Raw genomic sequence first — 19,667 nt, forward strand, 5'->3', positions numbered from 1 at the left:
AGTTTTCAACTATTCATTTATAGTATGTTGATAACTGCTGGCGTCAAGGAAGATTTTAAGGAATGTGGAAACGATTTCGGCACTAAACGGCCATTCCTGAAAATAAAGCAACCGGTTGGTATTTAGCCCCAAACCGGTTGCACCATAAATAAAACAAACTAATTTTTACCAAATCTTTAAGGCCTTGGTTTGGCCTAAGTCAATTGTTTGCGTTATTGTTTATTGAAAAGAAACCCTGTAGCTGCAAGGACATTAACCGATGCCAGCGAAAAGATTGCCGACAGGAGTGAAGTGTTTAGCAGATTGGGGCGCTATTCAAACCAAAACTACAATGTAATCAGAAAAACTTCTGCATCAAAAAGCGCGAAATCGATGAACGGAAACAATTCGAATAAAAATGTAGGTTTTATATTATAAAATGATAGCATAAAAAAAACCGGCCAGTAGCCGGTTGTGTTTGAAATCAATAGGATTTACTTGGGTTTACCGTTCACAAATATGGTCAATTGGTCTGACGACGAAACCTGGAAATTGTAATAATCATTTCCGATCTTGTAAATGTCGCCGTGCGTGCCCTTGGCTTTGCTGGAATAGTAAATGTGTTTGTTGTCCGGATAAATCCTGTAATAAATGTCGGTTTTTTCGAAGTCGCTGCCGATGAAATCATAGCCACCTTTGCCGTTGGCTTTCAATTGGATCTGGTAGTACGTCACGTGGCCGTCTTCAAAATGCGTCAAAGCGGTTTCGAACATGACAATATCCGGATACAATTTATTGACTTCCTTGATAAAGTCGTATTGCGCAAAAGTCAGTTTTTCATTCTTGACGGATTGTTTCTGCGCAAATCCGATCATGGGCAATAAAAATAAAATCAATGCAAATTTTCTCATAGTTGAAAGATTGGGTTTGTTTTGTAAAAATAGGAAATCAATTGACAATTGTCAATTGATAATGAATAATGAACCTAGACTTACGGACGCCTGATGGACTGGTATAAACAAACTATAATTTATATTATGTAAAATAGAATTTGACAAAGAACGGCTTGCAATCCTTAATTATAAGCCCTATTTTTACAAGCCACAGTTATAACGATTCCCATGAGTGCCATAGCCGGACGCGTTGCCGATTTCCTGAACCAGTATCCGCCATTCAACTATTTAGCGTACGAAGATCTGACCGCCATAGCCAAGGCCATCCGTGTGGTCAGCATTGAAAAAAACAAGACGCTTTTCCAGATCAACGATACGCTGCACGACAGCTTTTATGTCGTGGCTTCTGGCGTGGTGAATCTTATGGTTGTTTCAGATGCCGAAGAATCGCTCCTTAATAAATGTTATCCCGGCGATATTTTCGGATTGCGGCCTTTTTTTGCGAAGAACAACTACATGATGACGGCCAAAGCACGCGAGGAATCCATTGTGTACGCCATCCCCATCAATGCGTTCCGCCCATATCTGGCGAAGAATTCCGACGTATTGAACTTCTTCCTGGAGAGTTTCGCCTCCAACACAAAAAACCCCGAGGAAAGCCGGCGCAACCTCATGTCCGACAATGTTTCCTACAACGAATCGCCGGCGGAAATGCAGTATTTCCAGACGTTGTCCTACAACAAAGCGCCGCTTAAAGTCTCGCCTGCCGCCATCATCAAGGATTGCGCGCAGCAGATGACCGACAATATGATGGACAGCGTCATCGTCACGGCCCAAAATCACCCAATCGGCATCGTGACCGACATGGATTTGCGCACAAAAGTCGCCACTGGCCGCTACCCGATTACCGTTACCGTAGACAGGATCATGTCGTCGCCGGTCATTACCGTACCCGAAAACGTATCGTTGGCCGAAGCGCAATTGCTCCTGCTCAAGAACAACGTCAGCCATTTGTGCGTCACACAGGACGGCTCTGAAAAATCCGAAATAAAAGGTGTTATCTCACAGCGCGATCTTGTTGTGGCTCAAGCCAGTAACCCCGGTGTGCTCATCAAAGAAATCAAGAAGTCAAAAACCCCTGCCGACCTCCGATCGGTGCGCGGAAAGCTTACCGATTTAATCCAAGCATCGCTCCAGAAAAACATCCCACTGACGCATGTCAACAACATTTCCGGCGAAATCACGCTGGCCATTGTCCGGCGTTCCGTAGAACTCGCCATTTTGGACTTGGGTTCGCCACCGGCCCGATTCGCGTGGCTGTCCATAGGGTCGCAAGGCCGCAAGGAACAGTTGCTCCTCACCGACCAGGACAGTATTTTGGTATTTGAGGATGTGGCCGCCGAAAAATACCGTGACGTCAAGAATTATTTCCTGAATCTCGCCAAAAAAGTCACCGGAACGCTGGAGTATGTCGGTTATGCGCCTTGCCCGAACGGCCATATGGCATCCAACATGTTGTGGTGCAAGTCCGTGTCAGATTGGATCAAACAATACCAAGGCTGGATGATGCGCCCCGGAGACGGCAACGACATCGCCAGTATTTTCTTCGATTATGAAATCGCATTCGGCGAACAAAAAATAGAGGAAGCCATCACCGACGCCATTTTCACCGATGTCCTCAAACGCACGTCTTTCTTCGACTATCTGGGCAACGACGCGCTCCGAAAGCCGCCGCCACTCACCTTTTTCAAAAAGTTCTACGTCGAGGAAGAAGGCGAAAACCGCGACCGTTTCGACATCAAGACACGGGCGCTCATGCCGCTGATCGATGGTGCGCGGTTGCTCGTGCTCGGCCAGAACATCCGCGGGATCAACAATACCTACCAGCGCTACAAGCAGTTGGCCATGGAAGAACCACGCCGCGCCGAAGTGTATCTGAATTGCGCCGAAGCGTTCCTGACGTTGTCTAAATTCCGCGCATTAGAAGGGTTAAAGTATGATCATTCAGGCCAATTCATCAACCTGGAGGAATTATCAAAGACCGACCGCGAGAAACTCAAGAACGCCCTGGCTCCCCTCAAGGAACTGGAAGAACTCATCAAAGACAAGTTCAGGCTTACCCAATTTTCCTAATCATGCTGGACTGGATTAAAAATATCAACAAGGATTATCCTGAATTTTGGAAGCGTTATTTGGCGAAATTCGAGACCAAACCATCGCGTTTCGTCGTGTTGTGTTCACAGACTTCCGGCCACAGCCCGATCAAGGACGTGATTTTTTCCTTTGGCGGCGTGGCGGTCGTGGGCAATGAGATGATTGTCGGCGACAGTTTCGAGATTGTTTTGCTCCAGTATGTTTATTTACACGACAACGGTTTGTCTAATGAATTTCTGGTTGAAAGCAAATTACCTAAAGCCAATGAACCTCAAGCTATTGAAGAATTCATCAATTATATAGGCAATGCGGTTCTCGTTGGCTATCGCATCCATTACGACGTGGAACTCATCAACGCCGCGCTCGACAAAATGGGCTGCGGGCGCCTCAAGAACGAAGCGTTAGATCTGGAAATCATGTTCCGGAAATGGAAAGATGCAGACGGCGCGTTTGCCCTCAATGACATGTGCGCCGCCTTCAAATTGCCCAAGGTCGAGCAGGCTACCGCATCCGAAGAAGCCTACATCATGGCGCTTCTGTTCCTGAAACTCAAGGCCAGGCTCAATATCCAGTAAGCGTCACGAGGTTTTCGAAACGGCCGTGATGGCTAATCGAAATCGGCCTGAATTCATTCGCCATTTTATCGAAAAAGTCCGGTACGCCGTTGGTCTTCTTGATTTTTACGTCGTTGTCCAGCACTTTCACCTTGCGCAGGTCGCGTTCATCCACGACGGCAATCGTCCGGATAAACTCTTTGGACATCACGGTTTTAGAATAAAACACCAAATCGTCGCAAATCACTTTCCCGGTGGCAGAATTCGGCCTCACGGTCAATTCATAGCATTCGAAGAATTGCGGGATATAGGCGCGTCTGGCGGTCAGTCGGTTGTAAACCTTATACGCAGATTCCTTCATGCTCCACAGGATCCAAACCATGATTTCCGGCACTTCGTGATTAAAAATCATTTGTTGTTCGGACTCGGTGAAGATTTTCTCTATAAAACCTTTGCGTTGCCAGTTGCTTTCGCTCGCGGCAAGGTCCAGGTCAATAATGTCGTTGCCTATCATGATGCGCCCAGTTTGGATTCCACAATCTGTAAGGCTGCGCCCACGGTCAGCATATTTTGCATCGATTCATTGTCGATCGTGATGCCGAAAGCTTCTTCGATATCCAGTACAATATCGACCAAATTGGCAGAATTCACTTTTAAATCGCTAATGAAATCGGTAGATTCAGACAGATTGTCGAGCGCCTGCTGGTCTTTCACATAAGGCTTGACAATAGCCTTCAGTTGGTTAATAATCGTTTCTCTGTTCATGATTTGGGGGTTAGTTGTTGTCTAATTTTTTGGGCGTTGCGCTTCGCGCCGGGCTGTCCATTACAATTCCTCGCTTACGCTGCGGGATTTCCATTGCCATCCCTAACGCGGGGCCGCACCGTTCCACGCACCAAAGATAACACAGGCATTAACATCACCAAACCCGAAGCTTGCCTTGGCCGCAATTTTAACGGTATTCTCGATGAAATACATCGGAATTCGCGATTTATCAACAATACTAACAATTTCCGGGTGCAAATCTTCGCAGTTTATATTCGGGAAAACGAACCCATGGTGCAATTGCAGCACGGTGGCCACACTTTCAATACTGCCCGCGCCAGACAAACAGTGCCCAACCATCGATTTCAGCGAATTCACGTAAGGAAAGTCCGCGCCGCGCCGCCCCAATGCCTCGCTCCAGTTCTGTATTTCCAGGCCATCTTTCGCCGTGGCCGTCAAATGCCCATTGATGGTATCGATATCTGCTGGTGAAATCCCGGCATCAACAACCGCATCCGCAATGCATTTCTTCACCGCATCCGGGTTCGGTGCCGTCATCGAACCACCGGCGCGTTGCCCGCCCGAGTTGATGTTTCCGCCCAAAATCTCGCCGTAAATCTTCGCATCCCGTGCCAAGGCAGATTCCATTTCTTCCAGCAACAACGCGCCCGCACCACTTCCGGGCACAAACCCCGACGCACTTTCACTCATCGGCCGCGATCCTTTTTCGGGTTGGTCATTGTGTTTGAAGGTGCACACTTTCATGGCATCAAACCCCGCCCAGATGTATGGCCCAGAATCGCTCGTGCTGCCGGCCAACATGCGTTTCGCTTTCCCGGATCTGATGCGCTCAAAAGCCATCAATATGCTTTCGGTGCCGGTGGTGCACGCCGAAGAGTTCGTCGTCACCTGATTGCCCAGCCCAAGTTTCCCGCCCAGATAAGCACTTACGCCGCTGTTCATGGTTTGCGCCACGGCCGTGCTGCCCAATCTTCTCGCCTGCCCGTCGTCAATCTTATAAATGCTTTCCCTGAATTTGTCGATACCAGATGTGCCGCTCCCGAAAATGGTTCCGCTGTCGTAATCAACCGTGTCAGGAGTTAGTGGAAGCCCGGCATCTTGCCAAGCGTCCAGGCCGGCAATCACACCGTACAAAATGCCGTTGGCGTTGAAATTCCGAAGCTCGAGTTCCGAAAAGTACTGCAAAGCCAACGCTTCGCCTACATCAGGTTTGCCGGCGATCTGGCAGGAAAATCCCAAGTCGGCCAATTGCGGGTCAAACCGTATTCCAGACACGCCGCGCTTTATGGCATCGGCAAAAGCATCCAGACCTATGGCATTTGGCGCCACAACGCCCATTCCTGTAATCACTACTCTTTTCATTTTTTCAACCCGTGATCATCCCTGCGATGGAACCATTACACACTTCTTCCCCGTTTTCATTGTGCATGCTGACCGTGCACTTCAATTTGCCGAATCTGAAATAGATCTTTTTCCCGATCACGGTGACTTTTTCCCCTGGAAAAACCGGTTTCAGAAACTCGATTTCCATGGATGACAACGCAATCTTCGTCCTGTCGTTCAAAGCGCCGCCGACCAGATGGATCCCCAGACAAACCACGCCAATCTGCGCCATGGTTTCGGTTAGGATAACGCCTGGCGTCACCGGATTTCCCTTGAAATGACCTTCGTAGAACCATGCATCCCGCCGGAAGGTGAAATGTCCTTTCACGGCGTCTTCTGTGATATTCAAGATTTCGTCAACAAACAAGAACGGTTTGTCATACGGCAGTTTCGATATGAGCTCACGGCTTACCATTGCAGCAACACGCGTTGCGCCGAAAATCCGGGGCCGAAACTGAGCATCAGTCCTGTCTCCCCTTTTTTAGGCTGGTTATCCATAATTTTTTCCAGGACATACAACACCGTCGCGCTGGACATGTTGCCGTACAGCCGCAGGATTTCCTTGGTGGCATCGATGTCCTTTCCGGAATCGGCGAACAATTTCTCTACCGTCTGGACGATTTTCCGCCCGCCAGGATGGAAGACCAGATGTGAGACATCGTCAATCGTCAGTCCGTGGGCAGCGAGGAACGGATGCACAATCGTCCCGAAATGCGCCGCGATGGTGTCGGGTACTTCCACGTCCAGCACCATTTTCAGCCCATTATTGGTGAGTGCGAAACCCATCATGTGTTCGGCCTCGAAAAAGTGGTACATGCCGTCGCCGATGATTTCCGGACCGTGGTCGCTTTCATCGGAAGACAACAGCACGCAGGCCGCACCATCGCCGAAAATGGCCGCGCTCACGATGTTGGGCATCGAAAAATCGTCCAACTGAAATGTGGCCGTGGGCGACTCGATGGCGATGACTGCCGCCCGTTTGCCCGGATTCGCCTTCAGGAAATTTCGGGCGTAAATCATCCCGGAAATCCCGGCGGCGCAACCCATCTCGGTTACCGGAAGCCGCACGATGTCTTGCCGCAACGGCAGTCTGTTCACCAGGTAGGCATCCAACGACGGAATCATGATGCCCGTACAACTGACGGTGATGATGTAGTCCAGCGATTCGGGAAGCCATGACGCTTTTTCCAAGGCTTTCCGGAGCACTTTTTCCCCGAGAATGATGGCCTCGCGGCAATAAATGGCGTTCTTTTCCTCGAAAGACGTGGCGGTGAAAACTTCCGTCGGTTCCATAATGGAATACCGCCGGTCCACGGATGCGCCTTCGAAAATCTTTTTGACTTTCCGGATAAAACGCTCGTCTTGCCCTGAAAGCCAACCGTCCAGAAGCGGCAACACTTCCTCGGTCGACCGGGAATACTTCGGCAATTCATGCACGGCGGCGATGACTTTTGCACTCATAAGGTGATGATCCATTGGTATCGGAACGCCCATTTCCAGCGGATAACGGCATTCCGGAAACCAAGTTTGTTAGACAATTGTTCGAGTTCGCGTTTTTTGAAACCACGCAGGATAGACACCAGGCCGTCTTCCCGCGACATGTGATTCAGCCGGCAAACGAAGGCCAATCCCTGAAACAACCGGTACGCCAATGCGCTGCGCTGCAAGTCGTTGATGACTATTCCTATTTTTGCCCGTTGCTGGAACACGTCCATCAACGATAGGATTTCCGACTCATCAAAGTGATGCAATGTCAGCGTCGCCAGTGCGATATCGTATTCCAGATCGGCGAACCCAGTGGAGAAAACATCCATACAAATTAATTCAATGTTCGGATGGTCTTGTGACAGTTGACGTGCATAGTCCACGGTGAACGCATTGGCATCGACGCCGATCAGTCTAAAATTGCGGTTGTTTTTACGGCCATAGTCGGCCAGTGCACGCAGCATGTCGCCGTTGCCGCAACCCACGTCGAGTATGGTGATTTCTTTTTCAACAGGCATATTTCGGAGCAACTGCGCCACGCCTTGCAGCGTTACTTGATTTCCGCCCAGGAAACGGTTGATGGCCGCGATTTTATCGAGTGCGTCACGGAGCGTTTCGCCCGAAAGGCTGAAATCGTCCATGATTTCGGCGGTTTGTACGCGTGATGTGGTGTCGATGCTCATTTTGCCGAAGGTAAAGGTTTTCCGTGGGTTTTCCTGATGATGCCGGAAAGCAATCCAGGAAACCTCGTCAGGATTTGCATGGCGATGGCTGAAAGTTTTTCGCTCCTGAGTATTCGCGCAATCCAACGTCCTGTTCTCAGGCGGCTTCGGAACGCGGCATTCCATTGCAAGACGTAGGTGTTTTCCATGGTTTTTCGTGAGGTTATTTTTCCGTCCATGTAATCGATGATGAGTTCGGAGGCGATTTTTGCGCTGTGTACGGCCATGGCCATGCCGTTGCCGCAAAGCGGATGGATCAAGCCTGCGGTGTCCCCGATCATCAGGATGTGATTTTCCACCGGAGACTTTTTCTCAAAGGAAATCTGGCTGATGGAAATGGGTTTAAACAACGGTTTCGAGGCGTTCAAAATCTGCCGCAAATGTGGATTTCCGGCCACAACTTTCTGCTGGAAATCATCGATGTCCCGATATTTCCTGAATACGTTTACATCGGCCATATAACATAGGTTGATGGCGCCGCTTTCTACCTTCGATACGCCGCAGTAGCCGCCCTTGAAGTTGTGCAAGGCGACAACGCCATCCGGGAATTCTCCGTGATAATGCGCTTTCACGGCCAGCCAATGCGCCGGTTTGGAAAGGAAATACCGCTTGAATTTAAGGTCGAGGTTGCCGCGTTTCCCGAATGCACCGAGCACGATCTCTCCCTGATAACTTGCGACTTCGGTAGTCACGGTAAACAGATCTTCTTTGAAATTTACGTCGGTGACTTTGCCCTGTATAATTTCGCAACCGTTCTGTTTGGCATGCCGCATCAAGGCTTCGTCCAGGGTGTGGCGGCTGATGCTGAAACCGCCGAGCGGCAAATCGGCAGTGAGAAGTTTCCCGTTTGTGGTGGAAATCGCCGTTTTTGAAATGGCGACCGGATGAAACGACGACAGATCGATACCAAGTGATTCGAAATACGGCAAGACTTCGTTGGAGATGTACTCTCCGCAAACTTTGTGTTTCGGGAATCCGTTCTTTTCGATGAGCGTCACCACTACTTTCGCACGACACAAATGGATGGCCGCCGTCAAGCCTGCCAATCCGCCGCCAATGATGATGACCCGTTTTCCCATTCGCCTAAATTAGCGAACGCAACCCGATTGGCGTTTACATAATTTAAAGTTTATTCGATACCTCCGAGCGTTACCGACAAAACGGCTTTTGTCGTTGCGCCAAATGTTTTTTCCTCGGGCTTCAGATACACGCGCTGTCTGATTTTCCGGGCCGATGATTGTCCATCCTGCGTCCATTCCAATGTATAAGTATCGAACCAATAGTCTCTGAAATACAGTGGTTTCGGCGTTTCCGGCTTAAACAAAAAGGTGAAGTCCCTTGCAGCGATATTATCCAGCAGATAGGACAACGGCATCGGATCATTTTTTTCGGTCAGAAAGTTGTCTATGAGCGTATTCTTGTCGTCGAACAACGCATAGATATTTTCCTTGAGCTGGGCCTGCAATTGTTTGTCGTCGGTCGCAGAAAGCAAGTTGAGATAGTGGTAGAAGTCGCCTATTTTCGCCACGGAATTCTCCTGATGCGCCTCGAGCATGGCTGCAGGGAAACGCGCTGAAAGCGATTGATTCTTGATGGATGAGTCAATATCCTGCGCCATGGCAATACCGGAAAACAGTAACAACAACAGCCATTTACTGCTGCGCCATCCGGATGAATTGTATTTTTTGGTCTGCTCCATGTGTGATTTCAATGATTTTGTATTGCCGCAAAGACGGCGTCGGGATGATGAGTTTCTGGGCGAATTCTTGTTTGTTGAAATATTCGGCACCGAGGTTGTTCTTCAGCATGATGATGACTTCCAAATCGTTGGATAAAATCTTGTCGAGCTGCACCTTCCGGGTTTCCCAATCTTTGATGTCGGATTGCATAAACGCTTTGAGCATCATGGCCTGATCGTTGGGCGTCACCTTGATTTCAGTCGTATTCGATTTCGGATCCACAACTACTTTCTTCGTTTTGTAATACGGGCTTTTCACCACTAAAGTGGTTTTGGCCTCGCCCGGCACCACGACAGAACCTTCCTGCATTTGCAAGGGTTTCTCCCCCACCGGATCGGCTTCGAAAACCTTTACGTCTTCGGCGGGCAAAGGCTTTCCGGTATATTGGTCGGTCACTTTGATTTGTTTGGCCGGTTGCGCCCGATCCGAGAAAACCACCAGCAAAATGGTTGTCAACAATAGACCTATGCCGAGAATCAAAAACCAAATACGAAACTTTTTTTTGGGTTGTATGGCTGCAGGTTCGTGTGAAAATTCGTCCCAACCCGAATAACCGCAAAACCTGGAAAAAATATCAAGCATGTCTTTTCTGGGCAGCTTCTCGTTTTCGGCCGGTTTCAAATGTGTGTACACCCATTTTTCACTGACGGTTTCACGCAGGTTGTCTTCAATGAGCGCAATCAAGTTCTGGATGTCCTGCGACGAGAATGACTTCCAGTCGGCGCCCGAATACGGATAATGCTTCCGGTACTCCGAAAGCACTTGCTGTTTCAATCGCGCGAAATGTTCCAATCCTGTCATCGGCTAGCCAAATGTAACGAACAGACGAAAATCCGTTGCTGTAAATGTACTGTAAAACGTTGAAAATTCTTTACAGTGCATCGTCAGGGGTTTTGCCATGCGGCTTTTTGCCATCGGGCGTAATCTTGCCCCATCAACTTTAAATTTTTACATCATGAAAAAAATGATTTTTACAGCCTTGCTATTGGCTTCGTTTATCGCTTCGGCACAAGATTCAGGGAACGCCAACTACGGCAACAACCGCTACGTATCGCCACAACAAGGCACCTATCCGGTAACGTCGTCCACGATGGACGAAATGACCATCACGATCCGCGGGTTGTACAACGAAAAAGCGACGGCGAAAATCGCTACGTTCAGCATCCTGCAAGTCGGGAAAACCGCCGAGGAAACCACCAGTCTCATGGATGAACGCATCGCCAAAGTCGTGGCCGACCTGCAAAGTTTCGACAAGACGATCGAGGTCGTGACCGACATGATTTCCTTCGTCCCGACTTATGCCTATGAAGTCGAGAAGAAAATCTTCAACCCAAAGACCTACAATGAAAAGCCGACGGGTTTCGAACTGAAGAAGAATCTCATCATTAAATTCGGACGCACCAACGACATGGAAAAAGTACTGGCCGCCTGCGCCAAACAAGAGATTTACGACCTGGCGAAAGTGGATTACGCCACGGTGAACTACGACCATATCCATGACTTCATGCAGAACAAGGCCATCGAGGAATTCAAGCAGAAACTCAGCAACTATTCGATGATCATGAATACCGACCTCACCAAGAAAGAAAAAATTTTACAGGAAGCCTACAATGTGACCTACCCAATGGAAAGCTACCGCAGTTACCAAGCGTTTGCGGCAGCCAGCGTAAATGCGGGTGCTAAGGATGTGGTGAATTCGGTGGTGAAGAACACCACGCAGTTCTATGACCGTGTGCCGCTCAAACAACACACGTTCGTAGTAGGCGCCGATATCACTGAACCGACCATCCAAGTGCATTACGAAATGACGGTGCGCATCAAACTTCGCGAAGATCAATTGCCGAAGAATACCATCATCAAGAACAATAAGTACTTTGTCATCACGGCCGCCGGCGACATCAAGCCACTGAATATTTAAGAATTGGTGCGGAATTCCCGTAACGGCCTAATCGTTACCGATCGTAGGTTAGCACCGGGAAGGGGAAAGCTGCGGGTTCCCTTAATGAAAAGAAGGCAAGATGTGTTACGGGAAACCCGTAAATTTTGTTAAACGTTTTTAGAGAGCCCAATTCAAAATAGGCGCGAAGACTACATAGTCGCCTTGTGTGCTGAAGGATTTCCGCCACGATCGTCACACTTCGCAAAAACACATCACCAAAACCGCTGCCCTAGAAATCTATAGGCAGCGGTTTTTCATATTGTTTCAAATTAGTAGAATTCCCCGAAATGCCACAAGATACCGCTTGGGTCGTGCAGGAAACACTCCCTGCCCCATTCCATCTCGTGGACCGGAAGTACGCGGACACCAGGAAACTTTTCCGGTAAGTTTAACGCCTTTAGTTGTTGGTAAAAAGCCGGAACGTTTTCGATTTCCATGAACACCATCGTGTTGTCTATCCAGTCCTTGACGTACGCATCTTGCAGGTAAAACGCAAAGTTGCCCGTCTTGAATACCGAAAATCCGTTGGCGAGCTCAATTTCCTTGAACCCCAGTTCGCGGTAAAACCGTTGGGACGTTTCAAAGTCTGCCGCACCGATGAACGGCCTAATCGATTTCACGTTATCCATCATAAGCGTCCGTTCTTGATTTCTTCGACGATTTCCGGGTTCAACAAAGTCGATATGTCGCCGAAGTTAGAGAAATCGCCCTCGGCCACTTTGCGTAAGATCCGGCGCATGATTTTCCCAGAGCGGGTTTTCGGCAAGCCTGATACGAACTGGATTTTATCGAGTTTCGCGATTGGCCCGATCTGGTCGGCGATCAATTGGTTGATTTCTTTCGACAAGTTGTTGCGGTCGCGGCCTTCGCCGATGTCTTTCAGGATGATGTAGCCGTACAAGGCATTGCCCTTGATGTCATGCGGGAAACCTACGATGGCACTTTCCGCGACGGCCGGATGTTCGTTGATGGCGTCCTCGATTGGCGCCGTGCCGAGGTTGTGGCCCGAGACGATAATGACGTCGTCCACGCGGCCGGTGATGCGATAGTATCCGACTTCATCACGCAACGCGCCGTCGCCCGTAAAATATTTACCGGGAAACGTAGAAAAATACGTGTCTTTGAAACGCTGGTGGTCGCCCCAGATGGTACGCGCCATCGATGGCCACGGATATTTGATACACAAGCTGCCTACCACTTGGTTGCCCTCGATTTCATTGCGCTTTTCATCCATAAGCACCGGTTGGATGCCCGGAAGCGGCAAGGTCGCATACGTTGGCTTGGTTGGCGTAACGAACGGCAACGGCGAAATCATGATGCCACCGGTTTCAGTCTGCCACCAAGTATCCACGAGTGGGCAACGCTTCCCGCCGACATGGTCGTTGTACCAATGCCATGCTTCTTCGTTGATGGGTTCGCCCACGGAACCGATGACTTTAAGCGAACTCAGCGGATACTTCTGCACGTATTCCAAACTTTCCTTGGCCAGGGCGCGGATCGCGGTTGGTGCAGTGTAGAATTGGTTGACGTTGTGTTTTTCGATGACTTCCCAGAATCGGCTGAAATTCGGGTATGACGGCACGCCCTCGAAAATCACGGTCGTGGCACCATTGAGCAGTGGCCCATAAACGATGTAGGAATGTCCGGTAATCCAGCCGATGTCGGCCGTGCACCAAAACACGTCATTGTCCTGATAGTTGAAGATATTTTTGAAGGTGTAAGCCGTGTAAACCATATAACCGGCCGTGGTGTGCAACATGCCTTTAGGCTTACCGGTTGAGCCCGATGTGTACAAAATAAACAACGGATCCTCAGCGTCCATGATTTCGGCCACGTTATTTGTGGAGGCTTTATCCAAGAGCGGTTGCAGCCATTGGTCGCGGCCGTCTTGCATCGGTACGGCTTCATTGGTGCGTTTGGCTACCAGCACTGTGGTTACGGTCGGGCATTGTTGCAGCGCTTCGTCCACGATACCTTTCAGGTCAACGGTTTTGTTGCCGCGGTAACTGCCGTCTGAGGTGATCACCATTTTACATTCGCAATCATTGATGCGTGAGGCCAATGCCGATGATGAAAATCCGGCAAAAACGACCGAATGAACTGCACCGATTCTCGCGCAAGCCAAGACAGATACCGCCAATTCTGGAATCATCGGCAGGTAAATGCAAACGCGGTCGCCTTTTTTGATGCCTTGGTCCCGCAGGACGTTTGCCATTTTACAAACGCGTTCGTGGAGTTCGTTGTAGGAAATGTGCAACGCTGGCTCGTCGGGGTTGTTCGGTTCGAAGATGATGGCGGTTTTATCGCCGCGTTTGGCCAAATGCCGGTCGATGCAATTCTTGACGATGTTGACCTTGGCTCCCTTGAACCATTCCACGCGTGCATCGGCCATGTCGTATTCCACGACCTTTTCCCATTGTTGGTACCAGACGAAGTTTTCACTGGCCACGCGGCCCCAGAATTTCTGCGGTTCGCGGATGGATTTTTTATAATGTTTGAAGTATTGTTCGAGGTTTTTTATTTTGTAATAACTCATCTCCGGTAGGGTTTAAAATGTAAATATACTAAAGCTTGCGGCTCGTTTCGGTGTATTCTTGCTGATTTGGTATAGCTCACGACACTTGTTCGCGGCGGTATTTGGCCAAAGCATGCTGGATTTCGCCGATGATGGCTTCGTCGTCTATCGTCGATGGCAAGGCGAAGGTTTCGCCATCTACAATGGCACGGAGCAATTTGCGCAGGATTTTACCCGAACGCGTCTTCGGAAGCCGCTGCACGACGACAATGCTACGCAGCGAAGCCACGGCACCAATCTGTTCACGCACCAATTGCACGATTTCGTGTTCGATTTTAAATGGCGGGCTGTCATCGCCTGCCTTAAGTACGACAAACCCGAACGGCACTTGCCCTTTCAATTCGTCGTTGATGCCTACTACGGCACATTCTGCCACGTGATGGTGTGTGGAAACCGCTTCTTCCATGTCGGCGGTAGAAAGCCTGTGCCCGGCTACGTTGATCACATCGTCCACACGTCCGGTGATGTAGCAATAGCCGTCGGTGTCTTTGTAACCGCCGTCGCCGGCCAGATAATAACCTTCGAATTTACTGAAATAACCGGCCTTGAATCTGGCCTCATTCTCCCAAAGCCCGAGCATATTCCCAGGCGGCAACGGCAATTTGATCACGACCAAACCTTCTTCGCCCGCCGGTAACTCCTGCCCTGCTTCGTTAAAAATCCTGATGTCGTAACCGCACACGGGTTTGGTCGCAGAACCGGGCTTGATCGGCAACGGTTCCAAGCCCATCTGGTTGGCGAGCATCGGCCAGCCGGATTCTGTTTGCCACCAATGGTCGATGACCGGAACCGGAATATGGCTTCGGTACCATTCCAGCGTTGGGACGTCGCAACGTTCACCGGCGAGGAATTGGTATTTCAGACAAGTCAAGTCGTAATTCTTGATGAGCAGTCCGTCTGGATCTTCTTTCTTGATAGCGCGGATGGCCGTGGGCGCGGTGAACATGACCCGGACTTTATGGTCTGCGATGACGCGCCAGAACGTACTCGCATCCGGCGTACGCACCGGTTTTCCTTCAAAAATGACCGTGCTGTTCCGGTTCAACAATGGCCCGTACAAAATGTAGCTGTGGCCTACCGCCCAGCCCATATCCGAAGCCGCCCAGAACGTCTCGCCCGGTGCCGAATCGTAAATGTATTTCATCGAGAACAACAACGCCGTGGCATACCCGCCGGTGTCGCGAACGATACCTTTGGGTTTCCCGGTCGTGCCTGATGTGTATAAAATGTACAACGGATGATGGCTTTCCACCGGCACACAGTCTGCCTCTTCGGAGCCATATACCAATGCACCATAATCCACATCGTATTTCTTGAACGGCACACGCGCGCCCAGTTTTCGGTTCAGGACGATGACTTTCTCCGGTTTATATTCCGCGACTTCGATAGCTTCATCCACCAGCGGTTTGTACGCGATTAACCTGTCGATCTCTATTCCGGACGACGCCGTAATGATCACTTTTGGCTTGCAATCGTCGATGCGTACGGCCAGTTCGTGCGGCGCAAATCCGCCAAAAACCACCGAATGGATCACGCCGATCCGCGCACAGGCCAGCATCGCAAACGCCGTCTGCGGAATCATCGGCATATAGATAATCGCCGTGTCGCCTTTCCCGAAACCGAGCGCCTGCAAGCCACCGGCGAGTTTGGCCACTTCGGTCTTGACTTCATTAAAGGTATATTTCTTTACGGTTTGTGTCACCGGCGAGTCGTAAATCAGGGCGATGTCGTTGCCATGGCCGTCGGCGATGTGTTTGTCTATGGTCAGGTAGCACATATTGAGCGTACCGTCCGGGAACCAAAGCGGATAGCCGTTTTCGTCTTTTCCCAATACGACCTGTGGCTTTTCGTACCAATCGATGCGCGATGCCTGCTCACGCCAGAAATCTTCCGGCTGCTCGAGACTGTATTTGTAAAATGATTCGTAATTCATGATGTTGTCGTTAAGGTTCGAGCAAAGCATCGGCCTGCTCCAGTAGTTTTTTGATGGAAAATGGTTTGGTCATATAGGCGTCGGCGCCGAGCTGTAGTCCTTTCTCGATTTCGGCTTCCTTGCTCTTGGCCGACAGGAATAAAATCTTGCACCGCCCCAGCTTCGGGTTTTGCTTGATTTGCGTTACCGTGGCGTAACCGTCCACGTGTGGCATCATGATGTCCAGGATGATCAAATCGGGTGTTTGTTGCTCCAGGATGTCGAGCGCTTCCTGTCCGTCACGGGCAATGAAAACCTCGAAATTGTTCTTGCGGAAGGTGTATTCCAGCGCCATGACAATGTTCGGTTCGTCGTCAACAATCAAAATCTTTTTCATATCGTATGGTTTGGTAAACTGAACAGGAACGACACGCCGTTGTCCGGATGGTTTTCTACCCAGATACGGCCTTGGTGCGCCTCGATGATTTGGCGCGAAATGGCCAGTCCAAGCCCGCTTCCCACCGGTTTGCGGATGTTTTGCTGTCCAGATTGGTAAAATTTATCGAATATCGCCTCGGTGTCTTCCTCATTGATGTTGCGCCCGTTGTTGTACACGCGCACCAGTACCGATTCATCGTTTCCGGTTACCGTAACCTTGATCTCGCCGTCTTTTTCCTTGCAGAACTTGATGGCGTTCGAGAACAGATTCGTCAGGACTTGGATGATGCGTTCCTGGTCATAATAGCAATCGACCCCGGTATTTTTGCCCTCGAATGTAAAACGGATGTCTTTGTTGGCCATCAATTGTTGCAGCGGCTGCGCGGCTTTGTTGATGGTTTCGCAAAGATTCGCTTCTTCCAGATGCAGGGTTTGCCGCCCGCTTTCGAATTTTTCCAGATCGAGGATTTTGTCGATGAGCCGTCCGAGCCGATCTGATTCCGAAATGATATTGTCCAGGAACTGTTTGCGCAGCGCTTCCGGGATTTCGTCGTCGTCCTGCAGGATTTCGGTGGCCGCGCGGATGGCCGTAATCGGGGTGCGCAATTCGTGGGTCACCGTGTCGAGGAATTCGTCTTTTTGCTTGTCTTTATGGACCAGCGCCGCATTCGCGTCCTGCAGTTGCTGTGAGATTTCACGCAATTCCCTGGAGGTTTCCTCGAGCTTTTTGTTGGTCATGATCGTGCCCTGCGATTCTTCGAGCATGCGCAATACTTCCGGCAGGCTGATTTTGTCTTCCTTGGTGACGCCCTCGATCAGGATTTTGGCCGATGCCGTCCCGATGGAACCCGTGAGCAGGTTTTCGGCAAACTTGATCAGCCTGGCATCGGCGTTGGTCACGTCTTTCCCGATGTTGTATTTGCGTTTGAAGATGTCCATGGCGCGCGCGGTTTTTTCCTCGCCCAAAAAGCGGCGCAGCACCTTCTCGATGTCGGCGATGTAAGCCGTGCCTTTCCAGACGAACGCATTCTCGTGGTTGTTGATGTAACGGTCGATATCGACATACATCTCGGCATAATTGCGCTCGCGATAATTGCCCTTGAAACTGACCGAAACCACCAGAAAAACCAGTGTATTCACCAACAAACTCCAGAACAGCGCGTGCGGTACCGGTTCAAGGTAGTTTAACCCGAACAACTGGAAAGGTCTCAATAGTTCAACCCCGAACGGCCCATTTTCCACAAAAGTGCTTTTCGGGTCAAACCCTTCGAGGAAAGTCGGCAATAACAAGGTATAGATGCAGACGGCCAGACCCGACAGAATACCCCAAAGCGCGCCTTTGAATGAGCCGCGTTTGTAAAACATCGCCCCGAAGAACGACGGCCCGAGTTGCGCCACGACGGCAAAGGAAATCATCCCGACTGATACGAGCGAGAAGTCAGCGATGAAGTATCGGTAATATACATAAGCCAAGATAATCATGGAGAAAATCCCGATGCGTCTGATGCGTACGATGCGGCGGTTGTTGCGTTCACGGGAATCGGCCTGTAACGACCCCAGCAACCCGTACGGAATAAGCAAGTTATTCCCGAGCATGATGGACAACGCAATCGACGAGACGACGATCATGGAAATCGCAGCCGAGAATCCGCCCAAAAACACGAGCACGGTCATGAACTTGTTGCCGAGACTCTGGGGAATGAGCAGCGAATATAAATCGGCATTCGTGTTTTGCCCGTCGAACATGATGTTGCCGCCCCAAGCAATTGGGTAAACAAACAAGTTAAACAAGAGCAAATACAGCGGAAACAACCAAATGGCGGTGCGTACATGGCGTTCGCGGCTGTTCTCGACGATGGACATGTGGAATTGCCGCGGCAAGACGAATATCGCGAGGAACGACAACACGCATAGCATGAACCAATTCATGCCGCCTTCCAGGCCGTTGATGGTATTTTTCTCCACGAAACCAGGAAGTTTTGACGCTTGCCGGTAAATGTCATCGAAACCATTGAAGACAAAGAACGTGATATAAATGCCCACGATCAGGAAAAACACCAGCTTGATGACGGATTCCAGCGCCACGGCGGTGACGATGCCTTTTCGTTTTTCGGATGCATCCACGTAACGTGTGCCGTAATAAGAAGCGAATAACGCCAAGATGAATGCCACATAAGAAGACGAATCAAGCAGGATGTTGTCTGAATTCTCGGTGCCGGTCACCACGTGGAATGTCTCGGAAATTGCCTTGAGCTGCAACCCGATGTAGGGCAAAATCGCCAAGAGTGCGATCACCGTCACCAAAGCGCCGAGCAAACGGCTGTTGCCATAACGGAGCGAAATGAAATCGGCAATACTCGCCATTTTATTGACCCGCGAAATCCGGATGATTTTTTTCATCACGTAAATCCAGGCCGGGAAAATGATCACCGGACCCAAATAAATCGGGATGTAATTCAATCCTGATCGAGCCGCCAGCCCGATGCTTCCGTAGTACGTCCAGGCCGTGCAATACACCGCCAAAGACAACGAATACACGTACGGGTTGTTCGTCCACTTGGAGTTGCGCTTGCGCTCCGCCCATTGCGCCACGAAGAACTGCAAGGCCAGATACACCAGCAAAATCGACAATAAACCCAGATTACTCACCGTATCGCTTGATTATGATCAATGAAACAATGGCCGACATTCCCCAAACTGAAAACACGTAAAACAATATGGCCGGAATACCGAGGACGCTACCGGCCGAATTGAATAGCAATATCAATGGCATGTTGAGCGCCATCACTAAGATCACGCTGATGAGCATCAGTTTTTGGATATGTCGCTTCTTCATGGCAAAAAGGCTCCGCCGTAGCGGAGCTTTCTTTACAGGTTATACGTTTGTCAATCTTTGTATTCGTCGCGCAGGGCGTAAAACCCGAACACGGCCAGGCCAAGGCATACCAGCGGCATTAACACGAAAAAGATGATGATACCGAACACCAAGTCGTCTTGTTTGCCCGAAGTCAGTTTCGGGCCGAAAATATCGATGCAATAGTACGCCGTGAGCACCGCCATTACGATCCAGACGCTTCCTAAAATTCTTTTGAGTGCATTCATGATAAT

At 49.9% G+C, this 19,667-nt stretch carries 20 protein-coding genes; 3 read left to right on the top strand and 17 right to left on the bottom strand.

The window, feature by feature from the left end:
• Positions 1 to 473: 473 nt before the first annotated feature.
• Positions 474 to 890: a hypothetical protein gene (locus ACM9J1_RS02250; RefSeq protein WP_415580265.1), complete on the bottom strand. Its 417-nt coding sequence runs from the start codon at positions 888 to 890 to the stop codon at positions 474 to 476.
• 210 nt (positions 891 to 1,100) lie between these two features.
• Between ACM9J1_RS02250 and ACM9J1_RS02255 the strand changes: the two genes are divergently transcribed.
• Both ACM9J1_RS02255 and ACM9J1_RS02260 read left to right on the top strand, forming a co-directional pair.
• A complete protein-coding gene (locus ACM9J1_RS02255) occupies positions 1,101 to 3,005 on the top strand; it encodes a DUF294 nucleotidyltransferase-like domain-containing protein (protein WP_415580266.1) in 1,905 nt (634 codons plus the stop codon).
• A 2-nt stretch (positions 3,006 to 3,007) separates the two neighbouring features.
• Positions 3,008 to 3,601, top strand: coding sequence for a 3'-5' exonuclease family protein (locus tag ACM9J1_RS02260; RefSeq protein ID WP_415580267.1), 594 nt, complete (start codon positions 3,008 to 3,010; stop codon positions 3,599 to 3,601).
• Here the strand turns inward: ACM9J1_RS02260 and ACM9J1_RS02265 are convergent.
• From ACM9J1_RS02265 to ACM9J1_RS02305, 9 genes are all read right to left on the bottom strand, one after another.
• Positions 3,588 to 4,094 carry a 4'-phosphopantetheinyl transferase family protein gene (locus tag ACM9J1_RS02265; protein ID WP_415580268.1) on the bottom strand — a complete coding sequence of 169 codons (507 nt, stop codon included), beginning with the start codon at positions 4,092 to 4,094 and terminating at the stop codon, positions 3,588 to 3,590. The genes ACM9J1_RS02260 and ACM9J1_RS02265 overlap by 14 nt on opposite strands.
• A complete protein-coding gene (locus ACM9J1_RS02270; protein ID WP_415580269.1) occupies positions 4,091 to 4,345 on the bottom strand; it encodes an acyl carrier protein in 255 nt (84 codons plus the stop codon). Before ACM9J1_RS02270 ends, ACM9J1_RS02265 begins: the two co-directional genes overlap by 4 nt.
• Positions 4,346 to 4,447: 102 nt before the next feature.
• Complete coding sequence (locus tag ACM9J1_RS02275; RefSeq protein WP_415580270.1) at positions 4,448 to 5,728, bottom strand: beta-ketoacyl-[acyl-carrier-protein] synthase family protein; 1,281 nt, start codon at positions 5,726 to 5,728, stop codon at positions 4,448 to 4,450.
• Positions 5,729 to 5,732: 4 nt separating this feature from the next.
• Complete coding sequence (locus ACM9J1_RS02280) at positions 5,733 to 6,164, bottom strand: 3-hydroxyacyl-ACP dehydratase FabZ family protein (RefSeq protein WP_415580272.1); 432 nt, start codon at positions 6,162 to 6,164, stop codon at positions 5,733 to 5,735.
• Complete coding sequence (locus ACM9J1_RS02285) at positions 6,158 to 7,210, bottom strand: type III polyketide synthase (RefSeq protein WP_415580449.1); 1,053 nt, start codon at positions 7,208 to 7,210, stop codon at positions 6,158 to 6,160. The genes ACM9J1_RS02280 and ACM9J1_RS02285 overlap by 7 nt, the downstream gene beginning before the upstream one ends.
• Positions 7,207 to 7,917 carry a methyltransferase domain-containing protein gene (locus ACM9J1_RS02290; RefSeq protein WP_415580273.1) on the bottom strand — a complete coding sequence of 237 codons (711 nt, stop codon included), beginning with the start codon at positions 7,915 to 7,917 and terminating at the stop codon, positions 7,207 to 7,209. Before ACM9J1_RS02290 ends, ACM9J1_RS02285 begins: the two co-directional genes overlap by 4 nt.
• Positions 7,914 to 9,035: an NAD(P)/FAD-dependent oxidoreductase gene (locus ACM9J1_RS02295; protein WP_415580274.1), complete on the bottom strand. Its 1,122-nt coding sequence runs from the start codon at positions 9,033 to 9,035 to the stop codon at positions 7,914 to 7,916. The genes ACM9J1_RS02290 and ACM9J1_RS02295 overlap by 4 nt, the downstream gene beginning before the upstream one ends.
• A gap of 50 nt (positions 9,036 to 9,085) precedes the next feature.
• Positions 9,086 to 9,655, bottom strand: a complete 570-nt coding sequence (locus ACM9J1_RS02300; protein ID WP_415580275.1) for a hypothetical protein — start codon at positions 9,653 to 9,655, stop codon at positions 9,086 to 9,088.
• Positions 9,609 to 10,496, bottom strand: a complete 888-nt coding sequence (locus tag ACM9J1_RS02305; protein ID WP_415580276.1) for a hypothetical protein — start codon at positions 10,494 to 10,496, stop codon at positions 9,609 to 9,611. The genes ACM9J1_RS02300 and ACM9J1_RS02305 overlap by 47 nt, the downstream gene beginning before the upstream one ends.
• A 154-nt stretch (positions 10,497 to 10,650) precedes the next feature.
• Here ACM9J1_RS02305 and ACM9J1_RS02310 point away from each other — a divergent pair, with 154 nt between their 5' ends.
• Positions 10,651 to 11,613, top strand: a complete 963-nt coding sequence (locus ACM9J1_RS02310; protein WP_415580277.1) for an SIMPL domain-containing protein — start codon at positions 10,651 to 10,653, stop codon at positions 11,611 to 11,613.
• Positions 11,614 to 11,903: 290 nt separating this feature from the next.
• Here the strand turns inward: ACM9J1_RS02310 and ACM9J1_RS02315 are convergent, their stop codons facing one another.
• The 7 genes from ACM9J1_RS02315 to ACM9J1_RS02345 form a co-directional block, all read right to left on the bottom strand.
• A complete protein-coding gene (locus ACM9J1_RS02315; RefSeq protein ID WP_415580450.1) occupies positions 11,904 to 12,263 on the bottom strand; it encodes a VOC family protein in 360 nt (119 codons plus the stop codon).
• Positions 12,263 to 14,170: an acetate--CoA ligase gene (gene acs, locus ACM9J1_RS02320; protein ID WP_415580279.1), complete on the bottom strand. Its 1,908-nt coding sequence runs from the start codon at positions 14,168 to 14,170 to the stop codon at positions 12,263 to 12,265. The genes ACM9J1_RS02315 and acs overlap by 1 nt, the downstream gene beginning before the upstream one ends.
• Positions 14,171 to 14,246: 76 nt before the next feature.
• On the bottom strand, positions 14,247 to 16,142 hold the full coding sequence (locus tag ACM9J1_RS02325; RefSeq protein WP_415580280.1) for an AMP-binding protein: 1,896 nt from the start codon (positions 16,140 to 16,142) through the stop codon (positions 14,247 to 14,249).
• A 10-nt stretch (positions 16,143 to 16,152) separates the two neighbouring features.
• A complete protein-coding gene (locus ACM9J1_RS02330; RefSeq protein ID WP_415580281.1) occupies positions 16,153 to 16,518 on the bottom strand; it encodes a response regulator transcription factor in 366 nt (121 codons plus the stop codon).
• The gene (locus tag ACM9J1_RS02335; RefSeq protein WP_415580282.1) at positions 16,515 to 19,208 is read right to left on the bottom strand and encodes an ATP-binding protein; all 2,694 of its coding nucleotides are present in this window, start codon (positions 19,206 to 19,208) and stop codon (positions 16,515 to 16,517) included. Before ACM9J1_RS02335 ends, ACM9J1_RS02330 begins: the two co-directional genes overlap by 4 nt.
• The gene (locus ACM9J1_RS02340) at positions 19,201 to 19,395 is read right to left on the bottom strand and encodes a hypothetical protein (RefSeq protein ID WP_415580283.1); all 195 of its coding nucleotides are present in this window, start codon (positions 19,393 to 19,395) and stop codon (positions 19,201 to 19,203) included. The genes ACM9J1_RS02335 and ACM9J1_RS02340 overlap by 8 nt, the downstream gene beginning before the upstream one ends.
• A gap of 50 nt (positions 19,396 to 19,445) precedes the next feature.
• A complete protein-coding gene (locus ACM9J1_RS02345; RefSeq protein WP_415580284.1) occupies positions 19,446 to 19,661 on the bottom strand; it encodes a DUF6814 family protein in 216 nt (71 codons plus the stop codon).
• Positions 19,662 to 19,667: the final 6 nt, after the last annotated feature.

Source organism: Flavobacterium longum (genome assembly GCF_965137575.1).
GTDB classification, from domain to species: domain Bacteria; phylum Bacteroidota; class Bacteroidia; order Flavobacteriales; family Flavobacteriaceae; genus Flavobacterium; species Flavobacterium longum.